Consider the following 19,927-nt stretch of genomic DNA (forward strand, 5'->3'; position numbering starts at 1 on the left):
ACGTCGTCCACGATCCGCTTCAGCACGTGGGAGGCGGGCTTGATGTCGTAGGCGAACAGCGAGCGGCTGAGGGTGACCAGGGTGAGCCGCAGCATCTCGGCCATCAGGTCCACGGGCTCGTCGCGCGCGGCCCTGGCCTCCCACTCGTCCAGCATCTCCTGGGTGGCCGAGACGATGTTCGGGACGATGTCGTTCACCGCGTTCTTGGAGAACACCGGCTGCACCGCCCGGCGGTGGCCGCGCCAGAACTCGCCGTCCGTGGTGAGCAGGCCCTTGCCCATGACCACGCCGAACTGCTCGTACAGCGGCCCGCGCACGTAGTTGGCGTTGTTCTCCACCAGCACCCTGCGGACCGCTTCGGGGCTGGTGGCCTGGTGGACCGTCATCGGCCCGAGCCGCATCCGGACCAGTTCGCCGTAGTCGCGCTGGAGGCCGAGCAGGAACTCGGCGGTGTTGCGGCGCCAGGGGCCGAGGCTGCCCACGAGGGGGGCGCCCTTGGGGCCGGGGGCGATGGCGGAGGAAGGGGCAGTGGCGGTGACGGTGTTCATCGGAAGTCCTTACCTGGGGAGGCGGTGCGGGTCACCGGCGCCGTCCGCCGGAGCGCGGACACGGCGCGGGCCGGGGCGGTACGGCCGGCGCTGCCGCGCGGCACGGGGAACGCGCGCCGTACGAAGAGGTGGTCGAAGACCACGTCGGGGGCCAGGCGGCGCAGCGCGATGGTGCTCCGGGCGAGGAAGCCGACCGGGTAGCGGGCGCGGGGGCACCGGGCGAGGGCCGCGCGGGTCACGACACGGGCCACGTCGTCGGCCTCGACGGTGAAGGTGCCCGCCAGGGTGCGGCGGCTGCCGGTGTAGATCGCCTCGAAGTAGTCGGCGGTGCGCTGCCGGAAGTCGTCGTAGGCCTCGCCGGCGGACGGGAGGTTGTCCACGTACGTGGCACCGAAGTTGGTGGTGCGCACCGGGCCGGGCTCGATGAGGACGACCTTGACGCCAAAGCCGGACGTCTCCAGCCGGAGCGCGTCGCTGAGCGCCTCGACGGCGTGCTTGGACGCCTGGTAGAAGCCGCCGCCGGGGACCGCGTAGCGGCCGAAGATCGAGGAGAGGTTGACGACGGTGCCCCGCCCCGCGGCCCGCATGCCGGGCAGGACCAGCTGGCTCAGGCGGGCCAGCCCGAACACGTTGGTCTCGAACTGCCGCCGCATCTCGGGCAGTCCGATCTCCTCCACGACACCGGAGGCGGCGAACCCCGCGCTGTTCACCAGCGTGCCGACCGGCCCGTGTGCGGCTTCGACGGTGTCGACGGCCGCGCGCATGCTCTCCTCGTCGGTGACGTCGAGACGCAGGGTGCGGATGCCCTCGGCGGCCAGCGGGGCGAGCGTCTCGGGCCTGCGCGCGGTGGCGTACACGAGCATTCCCGCACGGTGCATCCTGAGCGCACAGGCGCGGCCTATTCCGGATGAACAACCCGTGATCAGTACCGGGTTCGGATCAGTGGTCAAGGTCTCCCTCATCTCCCGTTTCGGGCAGGGCTTCTCGGAAAGGAACCGTGCATGTATCACCGGATCGTGACAGCGAAGCTGCGCAAGGCGTTTTCCGACATCAACTCCGGTAACTGGCAGTCCATGGTGGACACACTCGCGCCGGAATTCACTTATGTGTTCTACGGGGAGCACGCGCTCTCCGGTGAGCGGCACACCGTCGAATCCATGAGTCTGTGGTGGCAGCGGGTTTTCCGGCTGATTCCCGACGCCGCATTCGAGCCGCAGGAGATCATCGTTTCCGGCGGCCCCTGGCTGACGAAGGTCGCAACCCGCGTACGGATCGGCGGCCCGCTGCCCGACGGCTCCCGCTACGAGAACGTGATGACGCAATTCATGTACCTCAAGTGGGGGCGCATCACCGAGATCCACACCCTGGAGGACACCGTCGTCCTGCAGCGGGCCCTGGACCGGATCGCCGCCTCCGGCAACGCCGAGGCCCACGCCGAGCCCATCACGGACGCGACCGCGCGCGCGGACCGCACCGTGTGACGCCCGGGCCGGCACCGGCGCCCCGGGCGGGGTGCCGGTGCCGTGGCGCGTTCAGCCGAAGGCGCCGAGCTGCTTCGCGAGGTCGAACGCGTCGAGCGAGAACCAGCTCTCCACGATCACTCCGTTCCGGAACTCGTCGATGACGATTCCGGGTACGGCGAAATCACGTCCCTGCGCCGGAATTCCCTCGTACGGCTCGCCGGTGTGGGTTCCCCGCGCGGTGAACCGGCTGACGACCTTGTCGCCCTCCAGGATCCAGTCGTCCACCGTGACGTGCAGGTCGGGAAAGGACGCGCGCTGGATCCGCACCCATTCCTTCAGGTGCTCCACGCCCTCCTCACTGTTCGGGGCGGTTCCGTGGCTGATGTGGTCGGGAGCCGCTCCCTCGTAGATGACGTCGAGGTTTCCCTTGTTGAGGCACTCCTCGTAGTAGCGCTCCAGCACGGCCTTGTTCTTCAGGGTGTCCGACATTTCCTGCTCCTTTTCTTCGAACAGTCGGGGTTTTTTTCCGGTGGGTTCAGCCGGCCGCGACCGGACCCTCGCATCCGGTCAGCGTCATGACGCGGGCGCCGGACGACGCACAGGTCACCTTCCAGGTGCCGAGCACGGGGTCTCCTTCGATGCGGGAGTCGCCGTCCTCGGCGGTGTGCAGGGTGACGCGGCCGAGGGTCAGCGGGTCGACCGCGACCGAGAGCCCCCGCCCCTGCCGTGTGCACAGCCGCACCACGTTCTCCAGCGGGGACACCGCGAGGGCGGTGCGCGGGGCGGCGGGTGTCGCCCACAGGTCGCCGGGCGCGCAGGGGCGTGCCTCGCCCTCCCAGCCGCCGCGCCCGGTACGGGTCCAGCGCGCCCGGGGCACCACCGACGACAGCCAGCGCAGTTGCGCGGGCCCCGAGCGCCAGGTCGTCACCGGGGTGACGCCGCTGCGGGGCGGGGCGGGCGAGCGGGTGTCTCCCGGCGTGTACACGATCCGAACCCGGGCTTCGGCGCCCTGACCGCGGTCCCGCCCGCCGTCCCGGCCACCGTTCCGCCCGTCGTCCCGGCCGCCGGGGTCTCCCGGCCGCCGGAAGCGGACGTCGACGGTCCAGGTGCTCCCGTCGTAGGCGCCCCGGATCTCTCGTTCCAGGACCGTCGCCGGGCCGTCCAGCCTCAGCAGGTCCAGGGGGACGACGACGTCCTCCAGGCAGTCGGCCGTCAGCTCCGGGAAGTCCGGGGGCACGATCCACTCCGCGCCGCGCAGGGCGTTCTCCAGCAGCAGGCTGACGGGGACCGCCTCCGCGCCGTCCACCAGGAAGTCCGTGAGGACCGGCGCGGTGTCCCGGTCGAAGCGGACCCGTGACACCAGCCGGGCGTGCGGCTCGTAGGAGGTCACCTCCCCGAGGTGGTAAATCTTCGGGTACACCTCGGGGTGCCCGGGGAGGTCGGGCACGACCGGGTAGCCGGTGGCCTGGCCGGGGTCGACGGCGTCGCCGAGCGGTCCCACGAAGGTGATCTCCCCGGCCGAGCCGGCCAGCAGCTCGTCCTGCCACTTGGCGAGGCCGTCGGCGACGCCGAGCGGGGCCATGTAGCGCCGGGTCGCGGCGAAGTTGGCGATGAGGCCGATGCGGTCCCAGGTGGGCCAGGCGAGCGTCATCACCGGGAAGTCCGCCCGGCGTTCGGCCCACCGGCCCAGCCGGGCCAGGCCCTCGTTGGCGGCGGCGTACTCCAGCTGGCCGACCATGCCGCCCAGCCGCCCGGTCAGCGAGCCCACGTTGCAGAAGAACTTGAGCCGGCTGTCCGCGAGTTCACCGAAGAGATGGACGAAACTGCCGATCTTCGTCCCCACCGTCCGCAGGATGTCGTCGTCGGACTTCTTGGGCAGCCGGGCCGCGTGGTCCACGCCCGCGTTGTGCACGACGCCGGTGAGGGCCGCGCCTTCCCGCCGCAGCAGGGCCCGCACCTGCTCGGGGTCGGTGAAGTCGCACTGCGCGTACTCGACGCGCAGGCCGCGCTCGCGCGCCGCGGTGATGTTGCCGGCCAGTTCCCACAGGCGGCGGGTGCGGGCGATGTCGCGGCGGATCTCGGGCAGCGGGCGGCCCTGGGCGCTGTCCGACCACAGCCGCTTCTCGTACTCCTTCAGCTCCTTCTCGTCCGCGCCGAACCAGGGCTCGCCCTCGGAGGGGAACGGCTCCCGGCCGGTCACCAGGACCCTGGCGCCGTGCCGTCCGGCGAGCGTCCGGGCCAGTTCCCAGCCGATGCCCCGGCCGCCGCCCGAGATCAGCACGCAGTCGTCCACGCCCAGCTCCAGGGCGGGCGCGCCGACGGGCCGGGCGGCGGGGGACAGGGTCAGACGCCGGCCCCCGCGGTGGCCGACCTCGATCTCGCCCGGCCGGCCCAGCTCGCTCGCGACGATGCCGGGCAGGTCCGCGACGTCGGACTGTGCGATGTCGACGACCCGGGCGTTGCAGTTGGGGAACTCCCGGTGCAGCGTCTTGGCCAGGCCCGCCCAGATGCCGCCCAGCGGCTGTCCCAGGTCGTCGTCGGGGTGGTGCCCCATCCCGCCGCCGAGGTAGGTGACGGCGAGGTAGTACAGCCGTCGCGCGGAGGTCTCGGCGGACCAGTCCGCGTACTGCCCGCGCAGGGCGGCCACGGTGCGCAGGAGGGGCTCGCGCCAGGCGTCCGCGAGGTCCGTCGTGCCGTGCTCGTGCGGGGCGACGCCCACGGTGAGGTCGACGATGGCGTCCACGGGGTCGTCGCCGGGTCCGGGTGCGGCCGTGGCGGGGGTGCACCGGCGTACCCGCGCGCCGTGTGCGGTCAGTTCGCGCTCGACCCGCCCGGCGCTGTCGTCGTCGTGGGCGAGCACGAGGACCCGCATCCCGGACAGCCGGGGCGACACCCCGGTGAGCGGCGGCAGGGCGGCCGGCCGCCACACCATCCGGGTCGTGGGCTGCACCGAGGGGTCGTCGGTCGCCGCCCCGGCGGGGGCGGGTGGGGACGTCGGCATGGAGTGTGCTCCTTCCTGGTCGTGCCGGTCAGGCGCCGTCGACGGGCACTGCCTCGCCGGTGCGGGCGTCGACGTAGCCGATCAGGGCCGCGCGGAGGTCCTTCATCTGGAGGACCATGCGGCCGTCGGGGCGGGCCGCCACGAACCGGTTCTCGGCCCGGTCGTCGGCCAGGCCGAACCCGGGGGGTGTGGCGTACAGGTCGATGCGGTCGCTGCCGGACGACAGGGTGAGGTCGTTGGCCTCCTCGTAGAGGTCGACGCGGCGGATCGACAGCGGTGCGGCGACGGGGATCAGCCGGTCGTCCACCAGGTCCAGCACGCCGACCCTGGCCAGTCCGTCCAGCAGGACGCACGGGACGGTGAACCCCTGCCAGACCGGGTCGTCCGAGGGCAGGTCGAGGTCGTAGCGGGCCCGTTTGCCGCGGGGGTGGACGGCGGTGCCGCTCGTCGAGACGAACGGTCCGCTCAGCCGCACCGGGGAGCCCTCCTGGTGGTACGGGTCCGGGACCGGGGTGTCGTCCGCCGGGTCCCAGGCGTCCCAGCGCGGGGCGTGCGGATACGCGTCCGCCAGGAGCACCCGGGCCGTGAAGTGCGGCCTGTCCCGGACGAGTACGACGCCACCGGGCGACACCACGTCCTCGCAGACCCGCACTTGTACGACGGTCGTCCCGCCCTCGTCCCCGTACTCGTCCCCGCCGTCGTCCTCGACGATCTCGGCGGTGATGCGCTTCGGTGCCGTGGGGACGTCCCGGTACACGCGCAGGAAGTGCTCGAACGTCAGGTCCTCGAAGGCGACGACGTGCCGCCCCGGCACCAGACGGCGGGCCGCCTGGGCCGCCAGTTCGGTCACGAACGTGCCCGGCAGGGTGGCTTCGCCGCGCACGGTGTGGTGTTCCAGATAGCCGTCCGTCCGCAGGTCGAAGGGGCACTCGAACACCGCCGAGCGGCCGTCCGAGGACACCTCCCGGCGCAGGAAGAAACCGGGTGCGGGCCTGTCCGCCGGGGGCGGGTCCGCCGGCCGGTGGGCGAGGTAGCCGGGGTAGAACTTCTCCACCGTGGCCTCCTCCGCGTCGCCCAGGTGCACGACGGAGGGGCGGCGGACGGGGGCGTGCAGCTCCTGCACGAAGTGGTGGACGCCCTCGGGCACCGGCATGCTGCTGTACGAGCCGGCCCGTTCGTAGTACGCCTTCGTGAGCTCGCCGGCGCCCATGCCGACGCCCGCCCACAGCGTCCACCCGATGGTGACCTCCGGGTGGTCCGAGGTGGCCGTCGCGTGAGCGGCGGCCGTGCCGAGGAAGTCGTTGGCCGCGGCGTAGTCCGCCTCGCCGAGCTGCCCGAAGAAGCCCAGCAGTGAGCCGAAGTTGCACCACAGACGCGGCGGGGTGTCGCGCAGCGCGTGCTTCAGGTTCAGGTACGACGCCACCTTCAGGTCCCGGATGGCGGTGAACTCCGTGAAGTCCTTGTCCTTGATGAGTGCCGAGCGCTGCAGCCCGGCGGCGTTGACGAGCAGGTCGATCCGTCCGTGCTCCCGGACGATCTCGCCGAGGGCCTTGTCGACCCCGGCACCGTCGCGCATGTCGCAGGCGCGGTAGGTGACGCGCCCCGCGCCGCTGTGCTCCGCCATCTCGCGCAGGTTCCGGCGCGACTCGCGGGCGTTGAGCATCCGGTCGAAGTCCTTGGTGATGCTCGCGACGTTGCGGCCCCCGCCCTTGGCGAGTTCGGCCGAGATGAACGCCGCCCGGCCGGCCGCGAACTCCTCGTCGCCGCCCTCGAAGACGGACGGCGGGTAGGCGTCGAGGTCGTTGCTGCCGAGCACGTGGATGCGCGGGCCGAACTCCCTGGCGAGGGACTTGGCGACCTCGGCGGTGATGCCCCGGGTGCCGCCGGCCACGACGATCACGGAGTCCCGGTCCAGCGCGGCGGGCGTCGCCTCGTCCAGCTCGACGGGCTCCTCGCGCAGCCGGACGGTACGACGCACCCCGTCCGTCTCCACGACCACCGGGAAGTCGCGCCCGGCGCGGCTCTCCTCCTCCACGGCGCGGACCGCCGCCGCCACGTCCTGGCCTGAGGTGAGGAACGCGAGGCTGCCGCCCTCGGCCAGTTCCAGGCCCGCGCTCTTCAACAGGCCGGTGAACAGGCCCGAGAAGGGGTGCGGGGTGCCGTCCGGCACGGCGCCGAGCAGCAGCATCGTCAGGTCCGAGCCGTGCCGTGCCAGGTCGTCGTAGGCGTACTGGACGGCGAGGTACGCGGCGTCGTGCAGGGCGAGCAGCGATGGCGTGCCGCCCGAGGCGAGGACCTCTTCCGGCGGCGCGGCCCGGCCGAGGTCACTGAGCACCCGCAGCCGGGTGACCGGACCGCCGGCCCGGGACAGGGCCTCGCGGACCGTCTCGGGCGTGACCTCCGGCAGGTGGTGCCAGCCGGGGCGCGGGGTGTCGAGGGGCGTGGTGGACAGCACGGTGACGGTGGCGTCCGGACCGGCCGCCCGGGCCACCAGATCGGGAGCGTCGGTGACGACGACCGCCCCGTCGGCCAGGAACGGCACCCGCTCGCGCACCGGGCGGGCAGGAGTCTCCTCCAGCACCGGCACGCACCGCCGGACACGCAGGGGGTCCCCGGCTTCGGTGTGGGTGGTGGAGCGGAAGGGGGCACGGAGGAGGGCGGGCGGGGTGTCGTCCCGGGGCTCGGGCGCAGTGCCCGGGATCGTCAGCCTGAGGCCGGCTCCCGCCGTGCCGGTGTCGCCGGTGCCGGACACGGTCACCCGGCCCGCGGGGCCGTGCAGGGCCCGCAGGACGGCCAGGCCGCCGGAGGCTCCCAGGTAGCGGGCGTTCTCCGGGGCGTCGGCGCCACACCGGACGGGGTCCCTCGTGGGCGTCTCGTCCACAGCGCCGTTCACCTTCTCGTCCGCGTTCTCGTCCACCGTCTCGTCCAGGTAGGCGAGGACGGGCAGGCCCGCGCTCCGGGCCCGTTCCTCCGTGGTCAGCGCGAACAGGACGGCGCCCTCGGCGAGTTCCGTCCCCGGGTCGGGCAGCAGGTCGCCGATGAGGGAGCGGTACTCGGGGAGGCTGTTGCCGTTGATGCCGCCGGCCAGGGCGAAGTCCAGCTCCCCGGTGCGCAGGTAGCGGCCGGCCAGGGTGAGGGAGGACAGGGCGGAGGCGAAGCCCGAGTCCACGGTCATGTTGGAGCCGTTGAGGTCGAAGTAGTTCGCCACCCGGGCCGAGATGATGTTGGGCATCTGGCCGGGGAAGGAGTCCTCGTTGGACTCCGGGATCATCGAACGCACCTGTTCCCGCAGGCGGTCCAGCACCTTGGGCACCTCTGCCGATCCGGCCAGGGGCGACGCGGCGAGCGCCTCCCCGACGTCGTCCAGGTAGCAGCGGTTCGCGTACTGCATCGCCGCCCTGGTCGGTCCCATGTGCCCCACGAAGACCCCGGTCTTGGGCGCCTGTTCGCTCCAGAAGTCCGGCATCCGGTCACGCAGTTCGTGGGCGCACTCCAGGACCATCAGCTGGCACCGGTCCAGCGCGCGGATCGTCTTCGGGGGCAGCCGGACCCGGTTGAACGGCGGTACCGGATAGTCCGCCCCGAAGCTGTCGAGCGGCCCGTCACCGCCCTCCAGCCAGCGCGTCACGTCCGCCGGCCCGTCCAGGCCCGGCAGATGCGCCGACCAGCCGACGAGGACCACCCGGCTGTCGGCCGCCGGTGCCTTGGTCGTGGGGGTGTGCGCCGTGTCCGCCTCGGCGGCGGGGCGGTTCTCGGAGACGATGAGATGGGCGTTCGTGCCGCCGAAGCCGAACCCGGACACGGCCGCCAGCCGGGGCCGGTCCCCGTCGGCCGTCCAGGGCCTGGGCTCCCGGGTGACCTCCAGGCCCGTCTCGTCCAGCCGGAAGTCGACGCGGGGCGTGTCCAGGCGGTACTGCCCGGGGATGGTGTCCTGCTCCAGGCCCTTCAGGCTCTCGATGAGCGAGACGACGCCCGCGGCCCAGCCGGTGTGGCCCAGCAGAGACTTGTTGGAGGTGACGGCCGTCGGGGCGGACGTACCGAAGTGCTCCCGCAGCGTGGTGAACTCCTCCAGGTCACCGGCGGGCGTACCGGTCGCGTGCGCGTTGATCCACCGCACGTCGGCGCTGTCGACCTCGCCGCCCTCCAGCGCCCGCCGCACCGCGAGGGACTGTCCCCGGGAGTTCGGGGCGTAGATCGCCTTGCCCTTGCCGTCGGAGGACGAACCGAAGGCCCGCAGCACCCCGAGCACCTGGTCGCCGTCCTGCCGGGCCTTGCTGAGCCGTTTGAGGACGACCAGGGCGGCGCCGTCGGCGAAGATCACGCCGTCGGCGCTCTCGTCGAGGGCGTGCACGGTGCCCCGCTTCGACAGGCCCTGGAGCTTGGAGAACAGCACCGTGCCGCGCGGCGCCAGCGCGAACGCCCCGCCGCACACGGCGATGTCCTGCTTGCCCATGAGCAGGCCCTTGGCCGCGATGTCGACGGCGTACAGCGACGAGGAGCAGGCGGTGTCGACCATGTGGAGTTCGGTGGACGGGGGCAGGACGCCGTCCATCGCCACCTCGCCCACCCGGTGGGGCAGGAAACGCGAGGGGGAGCGGGCGCCGCGCCAGTACCGCTCGGAGAGGGTCCGGTCGATGCCGTCGCGGAGCGTGTCCCGCCGGTCCTCGGGGAGGCCGAGGTCGTCGACGATGCCGTGGGTCAGCCGGGTCGCGCTCTGCAGGACGCCCGCCTCTTCGAGGTGCTGGCTGCCGTCCGGGGTGTAGCCGATCACGAACGAGCAGCGGTCGGTGTCCCGGTGGCGGACGCCGTCCAGTGCCTGCACCAGGCTGTGGCGCAGCCAACGGGTGGTGAGTTCCTGCTCGTCGGGGCCGCCCGGCATGCCCTCCAGGGCGCCGTCGGCGGCCTCGAAGTCCGTGATGAACACGCACTGTTCGGCGTACGCCTTGTCCTCGGCGGCCAGGTCGGCCGAGTGGAAGCTGTCGTGCTGCCAGCGGTCCCGGGGGACCTTCACGAAGAGCTCGTCCCCGGTCGTCCGCAGCTTCCAGAACTCGTCGGGGCTGTTGGCCCCGGCGACGGCCATGCCCATCCCGACGACGGCGATGGCGTCGTCACCGAATTCGGCGGACTCCTCACCGTGCGACCCGGTGGCGACGGGGGCGGGCTCGGACCGGGACTCGGACTCGGGCTGCTGATAGGACTCGGGCTCTGCCTGATGGTCGGGTTCCGGCTCCTGCGAGGCCCCGGCGGTCCTGGCCGCCTCCTCCCCCGGAGGGGACAGCAGGGCCGCGCCCAGGGTGAGGCCGCCGTCGGCCAGGACGACCTGGCCGGTGATCCACCGGGCGTCGTCGGAGGCGAGGAAGGAGACGAGCGCGGCGAACTCCTCCGGCCGGCCGAGCCGCCCCCAGGGGGTGGCCCGTTCGATGACCTCCCGCATCGGTCCGGCGTCGGGGAACTTGTCCGCCACCTCGCTGCTCAGCATCGCGGCGGACGCGACGTTGACCCGGATGCCCAGCGGCGCGAGCTCCACCGCGAGATACCGTGCCGCGGCCTCGGCGGCGGCCTTCGCCGGCGCGCACGCCGAGTAGTTGGCCATCACCATCTGGGAGCCGCCGAGAGCGGAGACGGTGACGATGGCGCCGCCGCCGTTCCGCGCCATCAGCGGCGCGGCGGCCCGGGAACAGCGCAGCCCGCCCTTGTAGTTGGTCTCGATCGCCTTGTCCAGGTGCGTCTCGGTGACCTCGTCGGGCGGCAGCAGAGCGCCGTTCGCCGCGTTGTTGACGAGGATGTCGAGCCGTCCGTGCAGCTCGTCGATCTCCTGGAACATCCGGTCGACCTGCTCCTGCCGGGCCACGGAGGCCCGCACGAGGTCGACCCGGGCGCCTTCCGCGACGAGTTCGTCGCGGGTCTCCTTGGCCTGGTCGTGGGAGTGGAAGTAGTTGAGGACGATGTCGGCCCCGCGCGCGGCGAGATCCCGCGCGATGGCCTTTCCTATCCCCCTCGACCCGCCGGTTACCAGCGCCACCTTGCCGGTGAGGTCGTTCATGAATGCGTGTCCTTCTCGAAGAAGCGGACGGGCGGTGTGCGGCCCCGGGTCAGCCGACGGGCTGGGGCTCCGGACGCCGGTCCAGCTCCGCGATCACGAAGTCGGCGATGGCGTCGAGGGTGTTGTAGGGGTCCAGGCGGAAGTCGGCCTCGCGCGGCGGCAGGCCGTAGCGCTGGGACACCCGGGACAGCAGCTCCACCTGCTTGACCGAGTCGACGCCCAGTTCCGCCTCCAGCTGCACTCCGGCCTCGAAGACCTCCTCCGGGTACTCCAGCGCCTGGGCGTAGAGCGTCCGCAGCTCGGCGAAGACCTCGTCCCGGTCGAGGGCGGCGTTCGCGGGCGCGTCGACGCCGGCCGGGGCCTCCTGCGGGGCGCGCTCCGGCGCGGGTGCCTGCTCGGGCGTCCGCTCCGGCTTACGCTCCTGCTTCCCGGAGGCCGCGAAGGCGTCGAGGTCCGTGCGGATCCGCTCCCGCACCTCGGGGCCGTGTGCCTCCCAGTACGCCTCGAAGATGTCGGAGGGGACGGACGGGGCAAGCAGTTCGGCGAGCCCGGGCCGGTCCGGGCCGGCGTCGGCCAGTCCCGCCTCGCGCAGTTCCCGCAGCGTGCTGTCCAGGGCCGGCCGGCCGCCGTCGTCCAGCGCGAGGGTGGGCAGGGAGCGGACGTCCGAGCCGCGCGTCAGCCGGGTCACCAGCTTGGACAGCGCGGGGCGCCCGCCCGCCTCGACGAACGTGGAGACGCCGTCCCCGTGCAGCCGGCGCACCGCCGCCGCGAACCGCACCGGCTGGACGAAGTGGTCCGCGAGCCGGCCGGCGAGCGGCTCGTCGGGCTCGTAGTAGCGCTGCAGGATCGGCGAGTACACGCGCCGGCGCAGCGGGCGCTGCTCCAGGGTGCGGACGTACGCCTCGAACTCGGGGGCGGCGGGGGCGAGGGCCGGGGTGTGGAAGGGGAAGGGCGCGTCGATCTCGATGGCGCCGATGCCGAGCTGCGCGGCGACGGCCGTCACCTGGTCCAGTACCGCGTCGGGCCCGCTGACCACGGTCTGTTCGTCGTGGTTTTCGGTGGCGACCGCCAGCATCGGCTCGTCGAGGAGCCCCAGCAGCATCCGCACCCGGTCGGCGCCGGCCGACAGGGCCACCATGCGTCCGTCGGCTCCGTCGTGGCGTTCGATGACCGCGACGCGCTGCGCGACGATCCGCACGCCGTCCTCCGGTGAGAAGGCACCGGCGGCGACGAGGGCGGTGATCTCGCCGAGGCTGTGTCCGACGAGCACGTCCGGGCGGACGCCGTGGTCGGTGAGGATCTCGTGGGCGGCCAGGCCGGCGCCGAAGATGGCCACCTGGGACATCCAGGAGTCCTTGGCGAGCAGGTCGCGCAGGTCCGCCTGTTCCGGGCCGAACACCGCGTCGCCGATCCGCTGCGAGAACAGCGCCTCGGTGGTGGCGTCGAGCCGTTGGAAGACCCGCTGGACCTGCGGATACGTGTCCTTGGCCCGCCGCAGGGCGGCGCCGTCGAAGCCGCCCTGGCCGGGCAGGACGAACGCGGTGCGCGGGGCGGTGGAGGTGCTTTCGGGCATGCTGATCTCTCCCTTGTCGCGGGCTTGTCGCGGGTGGGTTGAGGTGGTCGAGGGCGGGTGTGCGGTCGGTGGACCGCTAGGAAGCCGTCTGCGCGGCCGGTCGCCGGGGGCTGTCCAGCAGGTACTGGCCCATGGAGCCCAGGTTCGCGGCGATCAGGCGGTCACCGGTCCGGCGGGCCGGTGGGATGTGCCGTGGTGCTCCGCGCACCAGCCAGCGCACCATGCGCAGTTTCCAGCTCGTGTCGGGGCCGGACTCCACGTGGTCCAGCAGGGCGTGCATGTTGGCGGCGGAGTAGAACCGCGCGGGGTCCACGATCGTGGCGAAGACGCCGACCATGTCCCGGCCGTGTGTGGCGCTGCGGCTCATCGCCTCGATGAACTCGACCTCCTCGGGGCTGTGGTCGGCGATGGCCGCGTGGTCGCAGGTGTACCGGTAGTGGCCCCGGACCAGGTCGTCCCGTTGCCGTCCGTACCGGGCGAGCGCCTCGGGCAGACCGGCGCCGCCGGACGTCGACCACGCGGTGTCGACGGCTTCGGCCAGCAGTTCGGCGCTGCGCAGGCTGTCGCTGATGCCGGCGGCCGTGATGGGGTCACGGGTGTAGCCGGCGTCACCGACCAGCGCCCAGCCGGGGCCGTGGGAGCGGCGCAGGAAATTCGGCACGGAGCCGGTCATCCAGCGGCCGGTGCGCTCGGTGTCGCGCAGGGCCGCGGCCCACTCGGGGTCGACGGCCTCGAAGGCGTCGACGACCGTCCGGTCGCGTTCCTCCTCGCTGCCGGCCTTGAAGTCGCTCGTGGGCAGGGCGACTCCGACGATGGTCAGGCCGTCGTGGGTGGGCCAGGTGAAGGTGTGCTTCCGGGCGTGCCGGTGGGTGCGGACCCGGCCGTCGTGCGGCAGGCCCTCCCAGTACGCCCAGTGGCTCTTGTTGAGGACGGGCCGGGTGCCGTACTTCTCGGCGCCCGTCAGGCGGGCGACGGTGGAGTTGGAACCGTCGCCGCCCACCACGAGCCGGGCGTGCTCGGTGACGGGCGTGCCGTCGTCGGTGCGTCCGCGGACGCCGGTCACGGTGCCGGCCTCGTCCGTGCACAGGGCCTGGACGGAGAAACCCTCGCGGAACTCGGCGCCGGACTCGATCGCGGCGTCCAGCAGGATCCGGTCCAGGGCGGCCCGCTCCGGGGAGTACGCCTCGTCGACGCCGTCGACCGCGGGCAGCGGGGCCATCAGCCGGGCCCGGCCGCTCTGCAGGCCGTACTCGCGGATCGGCGGGCAGCCCGTGGCCCGCAGGCGGTCCAGCAGGCCCCAGCGTTTGAGCCGGAGGATGCCGGGCGGGTGCACCAGGTTGGTCGCGGCGGCCTTCCCGCCGGGGAAGACGGCGCGGTCGAGGAGCAGGACCTTGTGTCCGGCCTTCGACAGGAGCATGGCCGTGGCGGCGCCGCTGATCCGCGCTCCGACCACGATGACGTCATACATCTCAGGTCCCCCAGGTACCGATTGGCCTGTGCGTCTTCGTCGTTCCGTCGTCCCGCAGCGCGGCTAGCTCCTGCTCCGCTGCAGCTCGGGCGCCTCGCTCGCGTCGGGCTCGCGGCCGGCGGGCGCCGGGGCCGCCCCGGCCGGCCGCGGCTGCCTGGAGCGGCGCGGGGCGGTGAGCATGGCCACTACGCCGAGCGCCGCGAACCCCGCACCGGCCCAGGCGGCGGGGACCAGTCCGTCGACGAACTGCTGCGGGGTCAGGTAGCCGCCGTACGAGGTGAAGATCGAGGTGAGCACCGCGACGCCGAGGACGCCGCCGAGCTCGCGGAAGGTGTTGTTGGCACCGGACGCGATGCCCTGTTCACGCGGCTCGACGACGTTCATCGCCATCTCGGCGGTGGGCGCGAAGAACAGTCCGAGCCCGATGCCGCCCAGCACCAGGCCGGGCACCTGGTCCGCGTAGGCGGTGTGCACCTCGGTCACCGAGGCGAGCCAGCCCAGCGCGACGGCCTCGGCCAGCAGTCCCAGCGCCACCACGAGCCGGTTGCCGATCCAGGCGGTGAGGAAGGTCGCGAGGGGGGCGACCACGACGGGCATCGCCGTCCACGCGAGCATCCGCACGCCCGCCTCCAGGGGCGAGAAACCCTGGATGTTCTGCATGAACTGGGTGAGCAGGAAGACCAGTCCGAACATCGCCGCGAACATCAGCATGCTGGTGACGTTGACGGCGCTGAACGCGCGGTTGGCGAACAGCCGCATCGGCAGCATCGGGGCCGGGGCGCGCAGCTCCCACAGCACGAACACGACGAGCAGCACGATCCCGGCGATGAGGGAACCGAGCACCTTGGCGCTGGTCCAGCCGTCGTCGGTGGTGCTCACCAGGGCGAAGACCACGCCGAGCATGCCGAGGCTCACCAGGACGGTGCCGGGCAGGTCGAGGCGTGCGCCGGGCTGCTTGCTCTCGGCGAGCTGCCACAGGCCGAGCAGCAGGACGGCCACACCGATCGGCACGTTGACCCAGAAGATCCACTCCCAGGAGATCTTCTCGACGACGGCCCCGCCGACCAGCGGGCCCAGCGCCACGGCCAGTCCACTGAGCGCCCCCCATACGCCGAGGGCGATCCCGCGGCGCCGCTCCGGCACCGCCTCGGTCAGCAGGGTCAGGGTCAGCGGCATGACGATGGCCGCGCCGAAGCCCTGCACGGCCCGGGCCGCGATCAGCTCCCCGGGCGAGCCGGCCAGCGCACACCCCGCCGAGGCCGCCGTGAACACGGTGAGCCCGATGAGGAACATCCGCCGGCGTCCGAAGCGGTCACCCGCGGCCGAGCCGCCCATCAGGAAGACGGCGAAGGCCAGGGTGTAGGCGTTCACCGTCCATTCCAGCTCCTGCAGATCGGTGTCGAGAGACTTCTGGATGGCGGGCAGAGCGGTGATCACGACGAGGTTGTCCAACGCGGCCATGAACACCGCGAGGGCACTCACCACCAGCGTCGACAGGGCGTTTCCACGGGAAGGGGACCAACCGAACACGAGAGTTCCTTCGTTGGGCGTGCGGTGGGCAGGGCAGGGCGCGCGGTGGCCCGGGCTAGGCGGGGGCGGACAGGGTGTCCAGCGCCTCGCGCCAGAGGCCGGCCAGCCGCTCCGCGTCGGGGAGCGCGCGGTCGTAGAGGAAGCCGACGCGGACCCGCTGCCCGTAGGAGAGCAGGGTCACGGACAGGGCGTTGCCCGGCAGCAGGACGCCGAGCGGGGTCGCGTCGATGGCGGGGGCGCCGCAGAAGGACAGCGCCGTGGGCAGGCTGAAGTTGGAGGCGTACAGCGGTGAGGCGCGGGGGCTGAGCAGCCGCCGGACCGTCCACCGGGTCAGTGGCGCGGGCAGGATGCCGACGAGGGCCCGGCTGGCCGGTCGCAGGCCGTGGGCACGCATCCGCCGGGTGCGCCCGGCGAGTTGGCCGAAGGCCACGTCGAGCGGGGTGCCCCGGGCGGGCAGGGCGACGACCGCGGTGGTGAGGTGGTTGCCGAGCAGGGCGTCCTCGCCCGGCCGGCGCGTGCTGAGCGGCATCCGCACCGGGACCGGTGCCGTGCGGAACCGCGACCGTACGTCCTGGTCGCCGTCGGCGGCCCAGGCGTCGAGTGCCTTCCACAACGTCATGAGGAACGCGTCGTTGAGGGTGGCGCCGAAGCGGCGGCTCAGTTGCCGCAGTTCGTTCCAGGTCGCGTCGGCGGCGGACACGCCGAGGCGTTCGGGGCGCGGCCGGGGAGCCTTCGGCCACGGCTGGGCGGGCACCAGGGCGCGGGCGAGACCCGTGCCCACGCTCACCGTGCCCCGGGCGAGCTCGCGGGCGGAGCCGCTGATGAGGGGCCGTGGACCCGCCGTGTCGCGCCGGCCGCCCTCCAGGCAGGGGTCGCCGAAGAGTGCGGAGACGATGTGCGAGGCGCCCATGCCGTCCTCGGCGCTGTGGTGGACGCGGTAGCAGACGGCGAACTCCCCGTCGGCGTGGCCGTGGACGAGGCGCATCGACCACGGCGGCGCGTTCTCCGGCAGCGGCTCACGGGCCAGGGCGGTGAGGACGGTGTCGAGCGGCGTCCCCGGCGGGAACTCCTGCTCCCGCAGGTGCGCCGCCGGGTCGAAGCCCGGGTCCGGTTCCCGCCGCGGCCTGCGCCCCCGTGCCGGTGTCATGCGGTGCGTCAGCCCCGGGAGCGCGGGCAGCCGCTCCCTCACGTGGTCGCGTAAGTCGGACAGCGGCGGCGCCCCGCCCTGGAACCGGAGGAACTGCCCGTGGGTCAGGCCGACCTGGTCTTCCGTGGGGCCCATGGAGAGGAAGACCTCGTCGATCGGGTTGAGTCGGTGGCTCATGCGCTCGGCTCCCCTGCCGGTCGCGGCGGTCGTCGTTGCCGGGCGGCCTGTCACGTGGGCGGGTTGCCGTGCTTGCGGGACGGCAGGTCGGCGTGTTTGGACCGCAGCGCGCGCAGTGCGTCGATCAGCGTGGCGCGGGTCTCCACCGGGTCGATGACGTCGTCGACGAGGCCCCGCTCCGCGGCGTGATAGGGATGCATCAGCTCGGCCCGGTACTCCTTGACCAGCCGCTCGCGGGTCGCCTCGGGGTCGTCGGAGGCGGCGATCTCCCGCCGGAAGACGACACCCGCGGCGCCCTCCGCGCCCATCACCGCGATCTCGTTGGTGGGCCAGGCGTAGGTGGCGTCGGCGCCGATGGACTGGGAGTCCATGACGATGTAGGCGCCGCCGTACGCCTTGCGCAGCACCACCGAGACCCTCGGGACCGTGGCGTTGCAGTAGGCGTACAGCAGCTTGGCGCCGTGCCGGATGATGCCGCCGTGCTCCTGGTCGACCCCCGGGAGGAAACCCGGCACGTCGACCAGGGTCACCAGGGGGATGCTGAAGGCGTCGCAGACGGAGATGAAGCGGGCGGCCTTCTCGGACGCGTGGATGTCCAGCACGCCCGCGAGGCTGGTCGGCTGGCTGGCGACGACGCCGACGGTCTGCCCGTCCAGCCGGGCCAGCCCGCACAGCACGCTGGTGCCCCAGCCCTGGTGCGTCTCCAGCCAGTCCCCCTCGTCGACGAGCTCCTCGATGACCGCGCGCATGTCGTAGGGGCGGTTGCCGTCGGCGGGCACCAGGTCGGCGAGCGAGTCGTTGGTGCGCCCGGCCGGGTCGGCGCAGTCGTAGGACGGTGGCAGTTCCCGGTTGTTGGGCGGAAGCAGGGAGAGCAGGTGGCGGACTTCCTCGAGGCATTCGGCCTCGTCGTCGTGGACGAAACCGGCGACTCCGGAGACCGCTCCGTGGACGTCGGCGCCGCCCAGCCCCTCGTGGGATATCTCCTCGCCGGTCACCGACTGCACGACGTCGGGGCCGGTGATGAACATCTGGGAGGTGCCGCGCACCATGAAGACGAAGTCGTTGAGAGCTGGAGAATAGGCGGCTCCGCCCGCGCACGGGCCGAGCATCACGGCGATCTGCGGGATCACGCCGGACGCTTTGGTATTGCGCCGGAATATGCCTCCGTATCCGGCGAGCGCCGAGACGCCTTCCTGGATACGGGCACCCGCGCCGTCATTGAGGGAGACCAGCGGGGCTCCGGCCGAAAGGGCCATGTCCATGATTTTGTGGATCTTGGCCGCGTGCGCCTCGCCCAGTGATCCGCCGAAGACCCGGAAGTCGTGGGCGTACGCGAAGACGGTCCGGCCGTGCACGGTCCCCCAGCCGGTGACGACGCCGTCGGTGTGGGGCCTGCGGTGCTCCAGCCCGAAGCCGGTGGCCCGGTGCCGGCGCAGCCGCTCCACCTCGTGGAAGGATCCCGCGTCGAAGAGCAGGTCCAGGCGTTCCCGCGCGGTCAGTTTGCCGCGCGCGTGCTGCTGCTGGGTGGCCCGGTCGCTCGGTCCGCGCTCGGCGTCGCGCCGGGTGGTGTGCAGGAGGGCGATGCTGTCGTGCATGCCGGACGCGGGGGCGGCCGGGTCGGTGGTGCGGGGCGGTAAGTCTGATGCCGGAGCGGGGCTCTCGACCGGAGTGTCGGATCGGACCGTCATATCTGAGTCTTTCTCCGTCTCGTGGAGGCGGCTCTCCTCGGGCTTTCTCCTTTCCCTCTCGATTATTCGGGGGCCGCTCCACCGCATGTCAAGCGAATGCGGGACTCTCCCGCAGGGCGGGATATGCGGGAATCCCGCCTCGTGAGAAACGGAGGATTTCGTGAATACAGCCGCTCGGTGCGGACACTTTTACGGGTCCGGACACCCGGAATTAACAGAGAAGACACGGAAAAAGGCGCGTCCAGAGGCATGAAAGGCCCCCGGCCGGGAACGGCCGGGGGCCTCACGCATCGCGGGCCGCTCAGTACGAGCCCGGGGCCTCCTCGGACCACGGCCCGTGGTCGTCGGCCGGTGTGAAGCACTCCGCGGCCCGCCGCACCGCCCGGACCGCGGACACCGAGCAGGCCGAGATGTCGTGACCGGGCTTCAGCACGGCCACGGACCCCATGATCAGCCCGTCCCACCGGACGGGCGCCGCGCAGCCGACCCACCCTTCCGCCCACTCCTCGACGTCGAGCGCGATGCCGTCCTTGCGGACGGACTCGAGCGAGGCGAGCAGGCGCGCGTCGTCGCGGAACGCTCCCGGCCCCGCGCCGTCGGGAACGGGCTCGGCCAGCACACCGTCCTGGATCACCTTCGGAAGGAACGCGAGGATGGCCCGCCCCGCCGCGCCGGTCCGCAGTGACCGGCAGACCTCCAGCAGCGCCCGGTGCGGGATGCCGATCTCGGACAGGTCCGACGAGCCGACGGCCATGTCCAGGCACTGCTTCCCGGCGCCGCCGAAGGGCGCCAGGGCGAAGAGGAACGCCAGCCCGCCGTCGGTCGCCGTGTGCAGATCCTCCAGAACGGCGTGTGCGACACGCGAGTTGGGCGCGTGGGCGAGGGACTTCAGCCCGAGCCGCGCGGCCCCTGCCCCCAGCCGGTACAGACCGTGCCCCTCCCGGGCGAGGATTCCGTCGTACACACCGGACTGGAGGATCCGGTGCACCGTCGAGTCGTCCAGCCCTGTCGCCTCGGCCAGCTCGCCGGGCCCGTGCATCTGCCCTTCGACCTCGGTGAAGGCCCGCAGGACCCGGTAGACCCGGTCGGCGTGCGCACTGCCGCCGAGAGTGCCGCGCTTGCTCATACCCTTGCTCCCCGTTCAGGTCGGCGCCGCCCCACCCCCCGGTGTGACGGCCTGTCCCATGCACACCACGGTAGTTGCCCGGTCCGACGGTCACGGGGCGGACGGCGGAGCAGCACGACGCCCCCGCCCGGCCGCGGCCAGGGGGCCAGCGCCCCGGGCGACG

The 19,927-nt window shown here is 72.8% G+C and carries 12 protein-coding genes; 1 reads left to right on the forward strand and 11 read right to left on the reverse strand.

The window, feature by feature from the left end:
• The coding region (locus ABT116_RS26765; RefSeq protein WP_351638758.1) for a cytochrome P450 at positions 1–548 on the reverse strand (548 nt) is incomplete at its 3' end.
• Positions 545–1,510 (reverse strand): SDR family NAD(P)-dependent oxidoreductase, encoded by a 966-nt coding sequence (locus tag ABT116_RS26770; protein WP_351638760.1) that lies wholly within the window; start codon positions 1,508–1,510, stop codon positions 545–547. The genes ABT116_RS26770 and ABT116_RS26765, both read right to left, overlap by 4 nt.
• Positions 1,511–1,549: 39 nt before the next feature.
• Between ABT116_RS26770 and ABT116_RS26775 the strand changes: the two genes are divergently transcribed.
• On the forward strand, positions 1,550–2,029 hold the full coding sequence (locus ABT116_RS26775; protein WP_351638763.1) for a nuclear transport factor 2 family protein: 480 nt from the start codon (positions 1,550–1,552) through the stop codon (positions 2,027–2,029).
• Between the two features lie 51 nt (positions 2,030–2,080).
• Here ABT116_RS26775 and ABT116_RS26780 read toward each other — a convergent pair whose 3' ends face one another.
• From ABT116_RS26780 to ABT116_RS26820, 9 genes are all read right to left on the reverse strand, one after another.
• Complete coding sequence (locus ABT116_RS26780) at positions 2,081–2,500, reverse strand: ester cyclase (RefSeq protein WP_351638766.1); 420 nt, start codon at positions 2,498–2,500, stop codon at positions 2,081–2,083.
• Between the two features lie 46 nt (positions 2,501–2,546).
• A complete protein-coding gene (locus tag ABT116_RS26785) occupies positions 2,547–5,012 on the reverse strand; it encodes a KR domain-containing protein (RefSeq protein ID WP_351638769.1) in 2,466 nt (821 codons plus the stop codon).
• Between the two features lie 28 nt (positions 5,013–5,040).
• Positions 5,041–11,055 carry an SDR family oxidoreductase gene (locus ABT116_RS26790; RefSeq protein WP_351638771.1) on the reverse strand — a complete coding sequence of 2,005 codons (6,015 nt, stop codon included), beginning with the start codon at positions 11,053–11,055 and terminating at the stop codon, positions 5,041–5,043.
• A 49-nt stretch (positions 11,056–11,104) separates the two neighbouring features.
• Positions 11,105–12,628, reverse strand: coding sequence for an acyltransferase domain-containing protein (locus ABT116_RS26795; RefSeq protein WP_351638773.1), 1,524 nt, complete (start codon positions 12,626–12,628; stop codon positions 11,105–11,107).
• A 76-nt stretch (positions 12,629–12,704) separates the two neighbouring features.
• On the reverse strand, positions 12,705–14,096 hold the full coding sequence (locus tag ABT116_RS26800; RefSeq protein WP_351638775.1) for an NAD(P)/FAD-dependent oxidoreductase: 1,392 nt from the start codon (positions 14,094–14,096) through the stop codon (positions 12,705–12,707).
• 63 nt (positions 14,097–14,159) lie between these two features.
• Complete coding sequence (locus ABT116_RS26805; RefSeq protein WP_351638777.1) at positions 14,160–15,626, reverse strand: MFS transporter; 1,467 nt, start codon at positions 15,624–15,626, stop codon at positions 14,160–14,162.
• A 55-nt stretch (positions 15,627–15,681) separates the two neighbouring features.
• Positions 15,682–16,950 carry a wax ester/triacylglycerol synthase domain-containing protein gene (locus tag ABT116_RS26810; RefSeq protein WP_351638781.1) on the reverse strand — a complete coding sequence of 423 codons (1,269 nt, stop codon included), beginning with the start codon at positions 16,948–16,950 and terminating at the stop codon, positions 15,682–15,684.
• A gap of 50 nt (positions 16,951–17,000) precedes the next feature.
• A complete protein-coding gene (locus tag ABT116_RS26815) occupies positions 17,001–18,545 on the reverse strand; it encodes an acyl-CoA carboxylase subunit beta (RefSeq protein ID WP_351638786.1) in 1,545 nt (514 codons plus the stop codon).
• Between the two features lie 394 nt (positions 18,546–18,939).
• Positions 18,940–19,764, reverse strand: coding sequence for an IclR family transcriptional regulator (locus tag ABT116_RS26820; RefSeq protein ID WP_351638784.1), 825 nt, complete (start codon positions 19,762–19,764; stop codon positions 18,940–18,942).
• Positions 19,765–19,927: the final 163 nt, after the last annotated feature.

The sequence above is a fragment of the Streptomyces sp. NPDC002130 genome, from assembly GCF_040296465.1.
In the GTDB taxonomy this organism is placed as follows: Bacteria; Actinomycetota; Actinomycetes; order Streptomycetales; family Streptomycetaceae; genus Streptomyces.

Excerpts from the sequence above, each read along its gene's own strand:
- ABT116_RS26795 (WP_351638773.1), bottom strand. The coding sequence starts at position 12,628 with ATGCCCGAAAGCACCTCCACCGCCCCGCGCACCGCGTTCGTCCTGCCC.
- ABT116_RS26785 (WP_351638769.1), bottom strand. The coding sequence starts at position 5,012 with ATGCCGACGTCCCCACCCGCCCCCGCCGGGGCGGCGACCGACGACCCC.
- ABT116_RS26810 (WP_351638781.1), bottom strand. The coding sequence starts at position 16,950 with ATGAGCCACCGACTCAACCCGATCGACGAGGTCTTCCTCTCCATGGGC.
- ABT116_RS26820 (WP_351638784.1), bottom strand. The coding sequence starts at position 19,764 with ATGAGCAAGCGCGGCACTCTCGGCGGCAGTGCGCACGCCGACCGGGTC.
- ABT116_RS26780 (WP_351638766.1), bottom strand. The coding sequence starts at position 2,500 with ATGTCGGACACCCTGAAGAACAAGGCCGTGCTGGAGCGCTACTACGAG.
- ABT116_RS26790 (WP_351638771.1), bottom strand. The coding sequence starts at position 11,055 with ATGAACGACCTCACCGGCAAGGTGGCGCTGGTAACCGGCGGGTCGAGG.
- ABT116_RS26800 (WP_351638775.1), bottom strand. The coding sequence starts at position 14,096 with ATGTATGACGTCATCGTGGTCGGAGCGCGGATCAGCGGCGCCGCCACG.
- ABT116_RS26775 (WP_351638763.1), top strand. The coding sequence starts at position 1,550 with ATGTATCACCGGATCGTGACAGCGAAGCTGCGCAAGGCGTTTTCCGAC.
- ABT116_RS26815 (WP_351638786.1), bottom strand. The coding sequence starts at position 18,545 with ATGCACGACAGCATCGCCCTCCTGCACACCACCCGGCGCGACGCCGAG.
- ABT116_RS26770 (WP_351638760.1), bottom strand. The coding sequence starts at position 1,510 with ATGAGGGAGACCTTGACCACTGATCCGAACCCGGTACTGATCACGGGT.